At 38.4% G+C, this 13,527-nt stretch carries 13 protein-coding genes; 11 read left to right on the top strand and 2 right to left on the bottom strand.

All coding sequences use genetic code 11. The annotated features are described in order from the left end of the window. Positions 1-63 precede the first annotated feature (63 nt). The 5 genes from ACIZ62_RS02310 to ACIZ62_RS02330 all read left to right on the top strand — a co-directional run bounded on the left by ACIZ62_RS02310 (position 64) and on the right by ACIZ62_RS02330 (position 5,596). Positions 64-663, top strand: coding sequence for a helix-turn-helix domain-containing protein (locus ACIZ62_RS02310; RefSeq protein ID WP_162624494.1), 600 nt, complete (start codon positions 64-66; stop codon positions 661-663). Between the two features lie 497 nt (positions 664-1,160). Next, entirely contained in the window at positions 1,161-2,201 is a 1,041-nt protein-coding gene (locus tag ACIZ62_RS02315) for a glycosyltransferase family 2 protein (protein WP_111888142.1), read from the top strand. A gap of 26 nt (positions 2,202-2,227) precedes the next feature. Further along, entirely contained in the window at positions 2,228-3,280 is a 1,053-nt protein-coding gene (locus ACIZ62_RS02320; RefSeq protein ID WP_414151146.1) for a lysylphosphatidylglycerol synthase transmembrane domain-containing protein, read from the top strand. Positions 3,281-3,483: 203 nt separating this feature from the next. Next, complete coding sequence (gene glf, locus ACIZ62_RS02325; protein WP_414151147.1) at positions 3,484-4,575, top strand: UDP-galactopyranose mutase; 1,092 nt, start codon at positions 3,484-3,486, stop codon at positions 4,573-4,575. A 154-nt stretch (positions 4,576-4,729) separates the two neighbouring features. Continuing rightward, positions 4,730-5,596 (top strand): hypothetical protein, encoded by an 867-nt coding sequence (locus ACIZ62_RS02330; protein ID WP_414151148.1) that lies wholly within the window; start codon positions 4,730-4,732, stop codon positions 5,594-5,596. 391 nt (positions 5,597-5,987) lie between these two features. On the opposite strand, the gene ACIZ62_RS02335 is transcribed toward ACIZ62_RS02330, so the two are convergent. After that, positions 5,988-6,707, bottom strand: a complete 720-nt coding sequence (locus tag ACIZ62_RS02335) for a 4Fe-4S binding protein (protein ID WP_414151149.1) — start codon at positions 6,705-6,707, stop codon at positions 5,988-5,990. A gap of 510 nt (positions 6,708-7,217) precedes the next feature. On the opposite strand from ACIZ62_RS02335, the gene ACIZ62_RS02340 reads away from it, so the two are divergent. The 4 genes from ACIZ62_RS02340 to mscL all read left to right on the top strand — a co-directional run bounded on the left by ACIZ62_RS02340 (position 7,218) and on the right by mscL (position 10,307). Next, positions 7,218-7,778 (top strand): flavodoxin family protein, encoded by a 561-nt coding sequence (locus ACIZ62_RS02340; RefSeq protein WP_111888137.1) that lies wholly within the window; start codon positions 7,218-7,220, stop codon positions 7,776-7,778. Then, positions 7,775-9,373: an MFS transporter gene (locus ACIZ62_RS02345; RefSeq protein ID WP_322519614.1), complete on the top strand. Its 1,599-nt coding sequence runs from the start codon at positions 7,775-7,777 to the stop codon at positions 9,371-9,373. Before ACIZ62_RS02340 ends, ACIZ62_RS02345 begins: the two co-directional genes overlap by 4 nt. Before the next feature lie 157 nt (positions 9,374-9,530). Then, positions 9,531-9,866, top strand: a complete 336-nt coding sequence (locus tag ACIZ62_RS02350) for a YddF family protein (RefSeq protein WP_322519613.1) — start codon at positions 9,531-9,533, stop codon at positions 9,864-9,866. A gap of 45 nt (positions 9,867-9,911) precedes the next feature. Then, a complete protein-coding gene (gene mscL, locus ACIZ62_RS02355) occupies positions 9,912-10,307 on the top strand; it encodes a large-conductance mechanosensitive channel protein MscL (protein ID WP_111888134.1) in 396 nt (131 codons plus the stop codon). 281 nt (positions 10,308-10,588) lie between these two features. Here the strand turns inward: mscL and ACIZ62_RS02360 are convergent, their stop codons facing one another. Further along, positions 10,589-11,362, bottom strand: a complete 774-nt coding sequence (locus ACIZ62_RS02360) for a hypothetical protein (RefSeq protein WP_322519612.1) — start codon at positions 11,360-11,362, stop codon at positions 10,589-10,591. Between the two features lie 886 nt (positions 11,363-12,248). Between ACIZ62_RS02360 and ACIZ62_RS02365 the strand changes: the two genes are divergently transcribed. Both ACIZ62_RS02365 and ACIZ62_RS02370 read left to right on the top strand, forming a co-directional pair. Continuing rightward, complete coding sequence (locus ACIZ62_RS02365) at positions 12,249-13,001, top strand: alpha/beta hydrolase (protein WP_414151150.1); 753 nt, start codon at positions 12,249-12,251, stop codon at positions 12,999-13,001. A 29-nt stretch (positions 13,002-13,030) separates the two neighbouring features. Beyond that, on the top strand, positions 13,031-13,525 hold the full coding sequence (locus tag ACIZ62_RS02370) for a flavodoxin family protein (protein WP_414151151.1): 495 nt from the start codon (positions 13,031-13,033) through the stop codon (positions 13,523-13,525). Positions 13,526-13,527 lie beyond the last annotated feature (2 nt).

The following is a 13,527-nucleotide window of genomic DNA, read 5'->3' on the forward strand; positions in this document are numbered from 1 at the left end:
TTAATTGTTGACCTCTGTTTGCAATTGAACATACTAGAATGTGATGAGAGCTGGTGCAAATTTTTGTCAAGTAACAATGTTAGTGAAGAAATTTTAGAATTGATTAATCATGGTGATAATAATCGGGTGGCGTTCAGGCGACACACTGGTGGACCCAATTTGTTAAGTAAGATCCTTTCATCGTTTGCAAATGCATCGGGCGGTAAATTGATTATCGGTGTTGGTGATGAAGGTAAAATTTATGGCTGTAAAAAAGACTCGGTGGTCGAGACATTTAATAAGGCAAAAGAGAAATTAACACCCTGTCCAAAGATGTTGATTGAATTTGTTGAGTTGGAAAAGAAGCAAATCGCAATTATTTCAATTGATAAAACCGAAAAAATTGTTGCTTCCAGCTTAGGTGTATTCAAAAGAGCTGATCATTCAGATGAAATAATGCCAACAGAAGAAATTTCAGAAAAAATTCTAAACACAACAGCAGATGATTTTAAAAGTACCGTTAACGAAATGGCGCAACAGATTACCCAACTTACCATTTCCTTGGAGGATACCGTCAAGCGGTATCAAGAAAAAAATAAACTAAGCCGAAAGATTATAGAATGGGTGGCCTGTGGTATTATTGGGATTGTTTTATCGATGACGATTAATTTTTTGATTGGCTAAACTAAATCGGATACAACAACCCAATTCGCTTAACAACCATAAGGGGAAAAAGCATACGCTCCTTATGGTTGTTTTGCTGTCTTAAAATTACATTTTATTGGCAAAAGCAAGCACAGTTGATTTAAGAATAACCAAGCGGTTGTGATGTTACAATTATGATGCATTGAATTTATAATGAATCAGAAGTGACCATGTGTAGTAAAAAGCATAGCAATTACTTAATGCACTGACAAAAATGGAGGCCAGGATGAAAAAAACATTATCGATACAGGAAAGCATCATAAATTATTATATGCGTGCCGTAGAACGTGAGGGCTGAAACAGATGGATTTTTTAGTAGATGAGATGGGATTTGTTTTGGTGCTTTCACGAAAACAGCCGATGATAACTTTCATCGGCTGTTTAAATGTATCAGCGCCACAAAGGCGGGAATGTCGAAAATTATATGCCGCTTCAAGCGCATCGCCCCACGGTAGCCGATTTGAAAGGTGGACGAAATGAAATATATCACCTTCGTTGTCCCTTGTTATAATTCAGAAGATTATATGAAACGCTGTATTGATTCACTTTTACTTGCCGGGAGTGATGTGGAAATCATCATCGTCAATGATGGCTCAAAAGACAAAACCCGTGAAATTGCCGAGGATTATAACGTCAAGTATCCCGACATCATTCGGGTCATCAATAAAGAAAACGGCGGTCATGGTTCGGGTGTAAATGTTGGATTGGAACAGGCAACCGGGATTTATTTCAAAGTTGTGGATTCCGATGACTGGCTGGACCAACAGGCGTTGGATCAATTGATGTTTAAAGTGAGAAGTTTTTGTCAGTTGAAACAAAAAGATAACGCGTTTGTTATTCCTGATTTGTTCATCTGCAATTACGTCTATGACCATTTGCATGAGGAAATACGCCATGATATTTCTTACAAGAATGCGTTGGATGAAGAAAAACTATGTACATGGCAGGATATTGGTTTTTTTAAGCCGTCTCAATACTTGCTTATGCATTCTCAAATCTTTCGAACGTCAGTTTTGAGAGAAAGCGGCGTAAAACTTCCAGAGCATACGTTCTATGTTGACAATATTTTTGCCTATCAACCACTACCCTATGTCAAATACTTATACTATATGAATATTGATCTTTATCATTATTTCATTGGCCGTGATGACCAATCTGTGAATGAAGATATCATGCTCAAGCGAATCGATCAGCAAATCCGGGTAACCGAACAAATGCTGACCTGTGTAAATTTACAGGTTGTCAAAAAGAAAGAACCAAAACTTGCGTCATATATGTGTCGATATCTTTCAATCATCATGTCCATCACAAATATCTTATTGTTAATGATTAACTCCGAAGAATCCATGCTTCAAAAAAACAAATTATGGAGCCAGCTCAAAGCACTAGATAAAGGTCTTTATCTAAAACTGAAATACACATCCATGAGTGGATTGACCAACATGCCCGGTGCCATTGGTCGGAAACTAACAATTTCCGGCTATCGCGTTGCCCAAAAGCTTTATAAATTCAATTGAAGTTATCTGTATTGAAAGGCTGGTGAATGACTATAAAAGTAAATAAAAACCTCTTTTATCTGCTCTTTTTCCTGTTCGTCATGGGGTTGACGATGTATACGATGCTTAAAGGCAATGACATTACGGCGATCCTACTGGCCATTTCCAGTATGAAAATCGGTTACTTGTTCCTAGCCATGTTGGTGGCGCTGCTTTTTGTTATCCTTGAGGCGGTTATCATTTGGTATTTAATGCGTAGTCTTGGTGAACCGAACAGTATACTACGATGTGCGGCTTATTCGTTTATCGGCTATTTTTATTCAGCCATCACACCGACTGCTGTGGGAGGGCAGCCAATGCAGCTTTATTATATGCGGAAAGATGGGAACTCTTTATCGAAAAGTTCTGTGATATTAATAATATTGGCGCTGTTTAGCAAGCTGGTACTCGCGCTTATCGGCATTGCGCTTTTGGTCTTTTGTTATGCGCCGTTGGTTTACTATCTTAAAAACTATATGTTTTTATTTTATCTGGGCCTGGCACTTAATATTATATCCGTCGCCGTTTTGCTTGCTGCCATGTTCATCCCAGGAATTGTTCGCCAAATTACGCGATCGATTGATGGATTTCTAACTCGAATCCATATCCTTAAATTTTCGCCGGAACGTCAGCAAAAAATCGAAAACTTTATTGAAGGTTACCATAGTGCTGTCAATTTTTTAATGTTTAACAAAAAGAAAGTTCTGGTTGTTTTTATCTTGACGTTTCTGCAACGAAACTGTTTGTATGTTCTTACTTATTTTGTATACCGGGGATTTTCTATGAGTGGAACTTCAATGGTCACGATTGTATTACTTCAGGCGGCAATTTACGTGGCAGTCGAAATGATGCCCTTACCCGGAGCTCAAGGCATTACCGAATTGATGTACTATGCCGTCTTCCAAGGGGTCTTTACAAACGCATTGTTAACGCCGTCACTGTTAGTAACCCGGGGGTTGGACTTCTACTTCCTGGTGATGATTAGTTTGGTTGTTGTCATTGCCAAGCCGTTACTCTATCAGAAAAACGCGATATCATTAAAAAGAGTAAAGAACACCTGATCAAAAATCGATTGATCAAGAACGAAGTAAAATGAACGAAATAAAACGAACGATCCGAAGCAAAATTATGCTTAATCATACAACCATTTATTAACCAGAATCATCATTCATAAAAATGCGAAATAAAAGCAGACGCTAGATTGCAAGGCTGTCGTTTCATGCCATATATTATTTTCTTGCAAATATTATACGAGGAAAATCAAATGAAAGTAAACTATCTCATTGTTGGAGCAGGTTTGACAGGACTGACCTTTGCCAATCTGTTGGCACAAAATGAAAATAATAAAATCCTGATCATTGAAAAACGCCATCATATCGGTGGCAACGCTTATGACAGTTATAACGCAAATCATATCCTGATTCACAACTATGGCCCTCACATCTTTCATACCAATAATCAGACGGTTTGGGATTACCTGAGTCAATTCACCGAATGGTGTGATTATCAGCATCGGGTCTTAAGCTTTGTGGACGGACAGTTTATTCCCATGCCCATTACGCTGGAAACCATTAATCAGCTCTATAACACCAACTTTTCACAGTTTGAGATGGTTGATTTTATTGAAAGCCAAAAGGAAAGCGTGGTACCGATTAAAAGTAGCGAGGATGTGGCCTTAAACAATGCGGGTAGGGACATCTATGAAAAATTCTTTATGAACTATACCACGAAACAATGGGGCGTGGTGCCAAGTGAATTGGACCCGGCGGTCATATCCCGAATACCTTTTCGTTTCAATCGCGATACCCGTTATTTTACCGATCGCTATCAGGGGATTCCCAAAGCGGGTTATACTAAAATGTGTGAGCAAATGATCGATCGTCCGAACATAAAAGTAATGCTGAATACGGATTATAAAGAAGTGCGCGACGCGATTGACTATGACAAGATGATCTATACCGGTCCAATTGATTATTTTTATGACCATCAATTCGGTAAACTGAAATATCGAAGCGTTCGTTTTGAGATGGAAGATCATGATTGTGAATCGTTTCAAAAATCCGCGGTCGTCAATTATCCCAACGATTATGATTTCACTCGAATTACCGAATACAAAAAAATAACAGGACAGCAAGGCCGTAAAACCACAATCATGAAAGAATTTCCGTGTGATGGAGAAGAGCCTTTTTATCCATTTCCGACAAAGGAATGGCAAGAACTTTATTTACTGTACAAAGCAAAAGCCGATGCCGAAAAAAACGTTATTTTTGCTGGTCGGCTCGCGGAGTATCGCTATTATAATATGGATGCTGTGGTTGACCAGGCGATGCGATTTTTTGAAATGCGATTTTTATAATCGGTGGATTGAGGACTTTTTCCGTTCTCACCGAAGAAGCAAGAGCAGAAATAGTGCCGGGTTAACTCTGGGTGCTTTTTTGTGCAGGTTAACTAGAAATTTAGCAACGATTAGAGTACAATGGACAACAATAATATGTATAAAGGAGTTTGTGATGGATTCTGCATTGGTTTTACGGCTTGCTGTTGAAGATAAAAGAAGTCCCGATGGGGATGAAGTAACCAATTTATTAAACCAGTCAAAACTGGTAGCCAAACTCACCAGTGATTTTGTGGATCATCCGTTATTTGTCGTATTTCGTTTGTTAGGATTAAGCGAAATACCGTTTATTCAGGACTTGCCCTACACTAAAAAATTACTGAGTTATGTAAATGAAAACATATCAACGCCCCAGGGTTTTTCATGCTTGGGAGGAGTTGCTGAACTGGTACCATGCTATAATGCCCTTCTTTTGGAAGCTTATTGCCGATTTGGTTTGGCAGACAGCAAAGAAGCAAAAGCAGCCCTTCATTGGATTAAAAGCTACCAATTATTTGAAAGAGATTGCAGGACGACCTGGCGCTATAAAGGCGTGTGTAAACATGGCGGTTGTTTAGGAAAGGTGCCTTGTTATATCGGAATCGGGAAGACGATCCGCGCGCTAATCACTTATTCTGAATCGGTTGATTACACCGATAATGCTGTGGAAGAATTGATTGATAAAGGCATCACTTACATGCTGCGTCACAATATGTATCAGCGTTTGTCGAGTGGAGCACCGATTAGCGCCCATATTACCGATATTATGATGCCTCAAAGCTATGCGCTTTCGCTTACCGACTTAACCTATATTGCCGGCAAACGGAAATTAACCGATAAACCAGAATGCGCCTCATTAATGAAGCTTATCAATAACAAACAAATTTCTGAAAACCAGTGGAAAATTGATTATCGCTATACCTATAGGGGTTATATGGGATTTGAATCAAAAATCAGGGCATCAAATTGGATTTCTAATTTATTCCCGTTGTGGTTGTCATAGATAAATATCCAGATGAAGAAATGCGTTTTAAGTAGTTACAGTTTCCTGGATCAATTCACTTTCAGTTTCTGATTTCCCGGCAGCGCAAATGAGCGTGGAAAATCTACCGTAGGTAATGGAGCAGTTTGAGATAAACCGAGTTAATAAGGTAAATGAAAAAGATAAAAAATGAACATGTTTCAGGAGGATGGGAAAAGCATACTACTGCATTTTTAAGCAGCTAGGATCATTATATAAAAGAAACCCAGGTTTTTAAACCTCGGTTTCAGACAGAAAACAAAGGTCAGGAAATCCGGACCTCTTTTAATTTTTTGAATTCATATGACCTGAGACGTTTTATTTGTCATATTCGACAGACATTTGGTAACTGTTTAAAAAACAAGTAGTGCAATTAGTTATCATTTAACTTTGGCGTTGATGCAAATTTAATCACCTGTTTGGGGCAGATATCTGCACACTCTAGACAACTGATGCATTCATTTGAATCCATTTGATTGGTTTTAACCATTTCCACAACATCAAGGCTCATCGGGCACTTTTTGCTGCAGCGTCCACAGGAAATACAATTCTCAGTTTCGGCTTTAAGTCTGAACCGGGGAATGTGCAATAAATCCGCGCATTTTTCTCCGATGATCATAAAAGGTGCCATCCAACATAAGCTATGACACATACCCCTTTTTCCCGTTGCCAATGCAAAGATATAGATTAGGGTGACAACAATCATATAGATGACAAAAATATGGCTGTCCAGACTATACATACTAAAAAAATTGACAGCGAGGGGACCGTTGCTGATCCATAAAAAGACAACAAAAGCTAACCAGAAAAACCAGATTATGTATTTTGAGCTGTTTTTCCATTTCCCATTCCAGGCTTTGCTGTTGGAGTGCGCGGCCTGTTCCTGAATGGCACTCCCTGGATAAAGCCAGCCACAGAACAGGCGACTTCCGACTATCGAGAACAGCAGCAAGAATCCAAAAAACAAGGCGCTACCGTTTGCTATACCATTGGTGGCCGACATGATAATGACATAAGGCGACATAAAGAAAAAGGTTAGGGAAAAAAGCAGGGCTGAATAGGTGAGAATACCTTTACGTATTTTTTGTTTCATGTTCTAATTCCTTTTGATCCAAGATCTTTTTTTTCGCTGCCACAGCTCAATCTTTCATGGCTATGTATAAATATTTTCTGCAAAGTGCTGTCAGTTCGCTCCCCAATCGATCTGACGTTTTAGTTCGGTCTGGCTTTTTTATTACATGTCTTTGTCTACGCTAATAGATCATTATGATATATTAGCGTAGACGGGTGGATTTGTAAATAAATAGATACGTTGCTTAACATATTTGTAGACGTGGGGTTACTGAGCGCTTATTGGTGTCAAATCAGCTTGAAGATTTTTGGAATGCGATGAAGGAAGTACGAACGAATCAGTTCAAATGAACTGATTCGTTGTGCGCTATTGCGCCTGTTTTTCATAGACCGTGTTAATTGCCAAGCATTGGGATATCACGAGAATGGCTTTTTTTATCATAAGGTTGCGATCATCGCTCAGTTAGGCGTATAATAAATAAAGTACATTAAATACAAATAACCAAAAATAGCAAGAGAAAGGATTTAAATAATGAAACTATGTGTTTTGTCAGGTAATCCCAAAAAAGATGGGTTATGTCAGTCTGTAATTGATGCGGCAAAGCTGGGTGCAACGGATGGCGGAGCCGAGGTAGATGAAATAAGATTGTGTGATTACGAACTAATACGATGCAAAGTATGTGGTGACGGTTGGGGGCCTTGTCGAGATGAAAATTTCTGTACGTTTGGAAATGATGGCTTTGATGAAATTGTCGCTCGGATCGAAGCAAGTGATGCCATCATTTTGGTCTCACCTGTCTATTGGGGAGAAACAACCGAAGCATGGAAAAGCTTTATTGATCGACTTCGTCGTTGCGAATTTAATGGGCAAAAAGTCTTGCGTGATAAGCAGATTCTAATGATTGCTTCAGCCGGAGGAACCGGAAATGGACTCTTAACCAGTCTTGAACAGATGGATCGTTTCTGTCGACATACCGGTATGGTTATTTTTGACTATATTGGCGTGAACCGTTGGAATAGTGATTATAAACGAGTTGCAGCGAAAGCCGCCGCTTATGCAATCGCAAGTGGCCGAAAAACGGAGAAAAGATGAAAGAAAATATAAACAAAGCGAAGAGTAACTGGAATATATTATTGGTCATTTTAATGGCAGTATTTGTCATGGTGATTGATACAACCGCAATGAATGTATCGATAGAAAATGTCGTAAAGGATCTAAATACAAACGTTAGTACGGTCAAGGGGGTAATGTCATTATATACATTAGTCATGGCATCCTGTATGCTTTTAGGAGCGAAACTGTCTGATATTATCGGAAAGAAAAAAGCATTTATATATGGATTATTGATTTACTGTGTGGGTACCTTAACGGCGGCATTGAGTGCAAATATCATGATGTTAGCAATTGGATGGTCGGTGATTGAAGGGATTGCAGCAGCAATCATGATGCCGGCAGTTTTATCAATACTAATCAGCAATTACGAAGGCCGTGACCGTGCAAAAGCAATGTCTATATATGCGACAGTTGCAGCAGTAGCCTTGGCAGTCGGACCGATTATCGGCGGAGCAGTAACCACATATTTATCATGGCGCGTTATCTTTGGTGGTGAAGTGATGGTTGCTATAATTGCATTAGTATTTTCAGGGGTGATACCAAAAGATTTTATTGTAAAAGAAAACCGACCGAAAATAGATTTTGTGGGTTTTTTGTTTTCAGCTTTAGGATTGTTTTTGATTGTTTTAGGACTATTAACAGCACAGGACTATGGCTGGTTTTATGCCAAGCAGCCATTTGAAATTGGCGGGGTTACTCTCTCATTATTTGGATTATCGGCCTCTTTTATCATGATCTTATTCGGAATTGCATTTTTGTTTATGCTTTTAATGTGGTTGAGAAAACGGGTAAAAAACAATAAAGCGGTTTTATTTCATCCCCAGATATTTAGTAACCGTATATTTTCACCCGCCATATTCGTGTATTTATTTGGGCAGATGACATTTTCAGGAATTATGTTCTGCATGCCAGTATTTATGCAAAATGCATTGGGTTATAATGCGTTCAATACCGGGATCAGTTTAATGCCACTGTCGATCGCACTGTTGATATCGTCATTATTTGTGACACGATTGATTTACCGTTTTTCACCTAAAATTATGCTTGTTGCTGGTTTAATTTCGTTGCTGACAGGTATTACCTTGATGAGGATGCCGTTTTGGGGGAATTTTACCGATATCAGTGGTAGCAGTTTTATTTCCGCCTTTCTTTTTATCGGGTTTGGTGTGGGGATTGCATTCAGTGTGGCCTATAACCTCGCATTATCAAACGTCAATATAGAATGGAAAAACGAAGGCTCAGGATTATTAACGACATTTCAGAACCTTGGTGCATCTGCTAGTGTCGCAGTTTTAGGAACAGTATTGTTTTCAAGTGTATTTGGTTATATTGCCCAGGGGATACTTGATTCAAGTATTTTAAATACTACGGATATGACAAAAAATGAAATTCGCGAATTACTCATTCAGAATGTAGAGACATTTAAAGAAGTGGTAGAACCGAAAATAGCGAGTATTGTAACCAATGCAATGTCGATGTCAATGGATTTAGTAGGAATTGTTCTTACGGTAATTGTAAGTATCGGATTACTGCTGGCAGTTTTCGTATTACCAAACGTAAAACTGAAAGAGTAGTAATAAGAGGTATAAATGGCCTTTTGAATGACGGCATTGTTGTTATTGCAATGATCCAGAACCTTGGCTTCCTTAAATTCAGGAGGTTCTTGATTTGTTTTTTGATTACCTTTACAAAGGTTATACATAATTTTGAAGAATTTAAGGAGAAGATGATTTGAACGTTAATAAATTATCAATCGCATTTTTAAATGGAACTGTTGCAACAACGAATGGTATATATCGTATCAGTGATATTGATTTTGAAACGGCTAGGAGGTTAGTTAAAGAAAGTCCATATATTTCAGCAATTGGTCATGAAGGTACAGCAGAAATTATGACAGAATTACTAGGTGTGGAAATTGCTTTTAATCGAATCCAATTTGAACAAAAAGTAAATCAAATAGCGATTGTATTTAAATTAAATAAAAGACCGATCGAAGGGGTTATCTTGTCTAGGCAAGAAGTTATAGAAGTTGGTTACAGTTTAAAGTTAATGGAACGATTAGAATAGCATGGACTGGGGGCATCGGGTGAAAAATAACAGGGAGGTTTTAAAATGCTAAAAGAATTTAAAGAATTTGTATTGAAAGGTAACGTCATGGATCTTGCCGTTGCGGTGATCATTGGTGCAGCTTTTGGGAAAATAGTCACATCATTGGTTAATGATATTTTAATGCCAATAATCGGGATTCTATTAGGAGGGATTAATTTTGAAGATTTGAAATTTATCATTACCCCTGCAAGTGGAGAGGTTGTTGAAGTGGCCATTCGCTATGGCGCATTTATCCAGTCGATGGTTGATTTTTTAATTATTGCAGTTTCTATTTTTGGGATTATTAAACTCTTTACATTTAGAAGAAAAAAAGAGTCTGAAGAAGCGATTGCCTCTGAAGTGCCGAGCAAAGAAGCGCTTTTGCTTGAAGAAATTCGCGATATTCTCAAAACAAAATAGTTTAAATAGCGTGTTCGTTTAAAACTCTCGAAAAATAGCCTCGAATTTCTTGGCTGGTGGGAATCCTTGCATAATTCAGATTTTAACCTCCTCGAATTCGAGGGGGCTCATACTTTGAGATGAGATGTCCTTTTCGTAGTTTGTTAACGATTACAACTCCGAAATTTGGTTTTAGTACGGTACGGACAATAAACATATGGGACGTTATTAGGCAAAGGCAGCACAAAAAAACGTCCCCGTGTGCTCCTTGGGCATTATCTACGGCTTAAACAATTCTTTTATTAAAGAATAACTTCTTTTTTTTCAACACTGGTAACGGATGGGGTATCATCCATCGTGACACTCATCTGTGTTTCATAAGATTTCCTTTCAAAATCAGACCAGCTAACGCCTTGTTCGACAGTATCGCTTTTGCTTGTTTCTTCATTGTCTGTCATTCCAGTATCAGTCTGTTTTTCTTGTCTTTCTGCCATCATCTTTGCAGCCATTGCCATCGCATAAAGCTGCGGACTTGTGTCCATCAATTTTTTTAGGTCAGAACTGGATACTTTTCCGCCTGCGGAAATTTTTCCGGCTATTTCAATCGCTTCCGCTAAATCTTTGTAGGCACTTGCCCATGCTTCACTTTGTTGTTTGGAGACTGCCAGATCATGTGCCATAATATATTGATAAAAAGCGGCTTCACGGTCAACTTGTGCCTGATTATCTATTTCGGTTAACTGTTTTTTTAAATCATCGGAAAGCTGGATATCGACACCGTTAACGGTAAGATAGCCTCTCGAAACAGCTCTGCTTACCATCGCTGAATCAGAAAAATGGATAACATAACTGTTTGCGTTCTGGCCTTTTGTTATTCCAAGCGAGTCTTTTCCAGATGTGGCAGACATCGTCTCGTCACTTACCGCCGTTTTATAGGCTGCTTTTGAAATATCAAGCGTATCCGTTTTTTTTGAAACTGCCTGATTGGACGGTTGGCTTTTCTCCATCGATTTTTGCCTTTCTGTCATTTGACTGTAGCTGTTATACAAATTTTTATCAATAGAATTTATTTTCATCGAAACATTGTCTCCTTTTTGTAGATAAGTGTGTCTTTATGTTCAATATCTATTGTCGGCAATAAGGCTAATTTCTTTAATATCGCCAACAGTTAATCCGAAATGTCACAGGTCCCGAAACGTCCCCACGTCACCTCCCAATACGGTACAAACCACTAAAAAAGGGGTGATTTTGTTGTGGCATATTGATCAACTAACACTAGTGAAATTCCGAGAATGAGAACAAAAAGGGCTGCGAAATTTTCGATTATTTTCAAACGTAAACGAGCCGCCTTTTTTTATTGATGTGAATGAGAGCAAGTGACAGGATCAGAGCGATCACGGCACTAACCGTATGGATGAAGACAATTCCATTTACCCATTTTTCTTCAAGGAGGGTTTCGGCGTAAAACTGATGATAAAATAAAAGATGTGTGCCAGATTGACAACTCCAATAGCTGGAATTAGTAAAACAAGGCGACTGGCATTTTAGCAATCACTTCATCTTCAACGGATTGATTCAGCTTTTTTTCTTTCGAAAAGTATAGTTTTATTTTATTAAAATAGACGTTTAATTGACGAATAATTATTCCAGGACAATGATAATAAGATTGGTTTTGCTTTTAGACTTGTTAAGCCAGTACTTTTATCCGAGTGGAATGGTCGATGATTGTAATGATATTTTATCATTTTAGAAGTGTGGAAACAAGAATAAACACATTGCAATTCGGGAGGCTTTATGGTCTCCCGAATTGCAATTAAAAAGAAAAATAAATGGAGACTAAAGAAAACTTCGCAATTGGTTGAGACGGAAACATCCTGGCGGTGGTATAATGTAAAAAAATCACGAGCAAAACCAAATTTGAAACAATTAAAATTTATAGTCATGGATTAGGAGCGCAACGGGATGTTATTTAAAGAATTTGGAAATAAGCAGAATAAATCGATCATTCTCATTCATGGATATGGCATATCCTGGAGAATGTGGAAACCTCAAATAGATGTTTTAAGTAATGATTATTTTGTTATTGTGCCGGTATTGGATGGACATGACATAGAAAATAATTCGACGTTTATGACGGTTGAAAAAGCGGCTACCGATATAAGTGATTATGTTTTACAAACATATGGGAAACATGTCTTTGCAATTTGCGGAGCATCGCTGGGGGCTACAATTGTGGTTGAGATAATTGCTCAAAACAGACTTGAAATTGATAAGGCAATTGTTGATGCAGGGCCGATCGTTCCAATGAATAAATTTTTGTTGGACTTGTCTGTAAATTATCGAATAAGGCAAGCGCATAGCATGAAAAAAGGAAGCAGGCTTTTGAAGCATCTACTAAATCGAACATTTTATCCCCCGGAAATGGTTGATGACGTTTTTCGAATTGGGGCAAATATGACAGGTCAAAGCTGCAGAAATGCCCACGTGTCGGTTTTTAGTTATGCCCTTCCAGATTCAATTGTTGACTCCAAGACCGATATCGCATATTGGTATGGTTCCAAGGAGGCATGGCTGGGAAAAAAATATGCAAATTGTATAGTATCAAAATTACCCAGTGTTAAGATCAAGGTTTTCAAAGGATTTGATCACGGGGAATTGTGTATCGGAAACCCGGATCTATATCTAAAAGAAGTGACCGAATTTTTGAATTCATAGAGTGAAATAAAAATGAGAGGTGAAAAACCATGCCGAAAGAAAATAGTGTTATGGCCGCCGAGCGAGGAAAGTGTCTGATTATTGTCCATTCTTATCATCACAACAATACCGCAAAAATTGCTGATGTATTTGCCGGAGTATTAGATGCTCCGGTAAAAAGAATCGATCAGGTCACGCTGGCAGAGCTTGAGGATTATGACCTGATTGGCTTTGGAGCAGGCATCGACAGTGGAAGTCACTATAAAGAATTGCTGGATCTAGCTGATCAGCTGCCGGAAGTGTATAAAAAGTCATGCTTTATCTTCTCTACCAGTGCGATTATAAGAGAAGATAAGGTAGCAAAAGATCATTCGGCACTAAGACAGAAACTTGTGTCAAAAGGATACCTCGTAAAAGGAGAGTTTAGTTGCAAAGGGTTTAATACCAACAGTTTTCTTAAATTCTTTGGTGGAATGAACAAAGGCAGACCAAACAGTGAGGATTTAAGGAGTGCAGCGGAATTTGCATTGAACCTGGAATTGTGACA

This window comes from Acetobacterium carbinolicum (assembly GCF_047456275.1).
Lineage (GTDB): Bacteria > Bacillota > Clostridia > Eubacteriales > Eubacteriaceae > Acetobacterium > Acetobacterium carbinolicum.

Coding starts and splice junctions, on each gene's coding strand:
- ACIZ62_RS02335 (WP_414151149.1), bottom strand. CDS start 6,707: ATGAAACAAAAAATACGTAAAGGTATTCTCACCTATTCAGCCCTGCTT.
- ACIZ62_RS02340 (WP_111888137.1), top strand. CDS start 7,218: ATGAAACTATGTGTTTTGTCAGGTAATCCCAAAAAAGATGGGTTATGT.
- ACIZ62_RS02365 (WP_414151150.1), top strand. CDS start 12,249: ATGTTATTTAAAGAATTTGGAAATAAGCAGAATAAATCGATCATTCTC.
- ACIZ62_RS02360 (WP_322519612.1), bottom strand. CDS start 11,362: ATGAAAATAAATTCTATTGATAAAAATTTGTATAACAGCTACAGTCAA.
- glf (WP_414151147.1), top strand. CDS start 3,484: ATGAAAGTAAACTATCTCATTGTTGGAGCAGGTTTGACAGGACTGACC.
- ACIZ62_RS02370 (WP_414151151.1), top strand. CDS start 13,031: ATGCCGAAAGAAAATAGTGTTATGGCCGCCGAGCGAGGAAAGTGTCTG.
- mscL (WP_111888134.1), top strand. CDS start 9,912: ATGCTAAAAGAATTTAAAGAATTTGTATTGAAAGGTAACGTCATGGAT.
- ACIZ62_RS02330 (WP_414151148.1), top strand. CDS start 4,730: ATGGATTCTGCATTGGTTTTACGGCTTGCTGTTGAAGATAAAAGAAGT.
- ACIZ62_RS02315 (WP_111888142.1), top strand. CDS start 1,161: ATGAAATATATCACCTTCGTTGTCCCTTGTTATAATTCAGAAGATTAT.
- ACIZ62_RS02345 (WP_322519614.1), top strand. CDS start 7,775: ATGAAAGAAAATATAAACAAAGCGAAGAGTAACTGGAATATATTATTG.
- ACIZ62_RS02320 (WP_414151146.1), top strand. CDS start 2,228: ATGACTATAAAAGTAAATAAAAACCTCTTTTATCTGCTCTTTTTCCTG.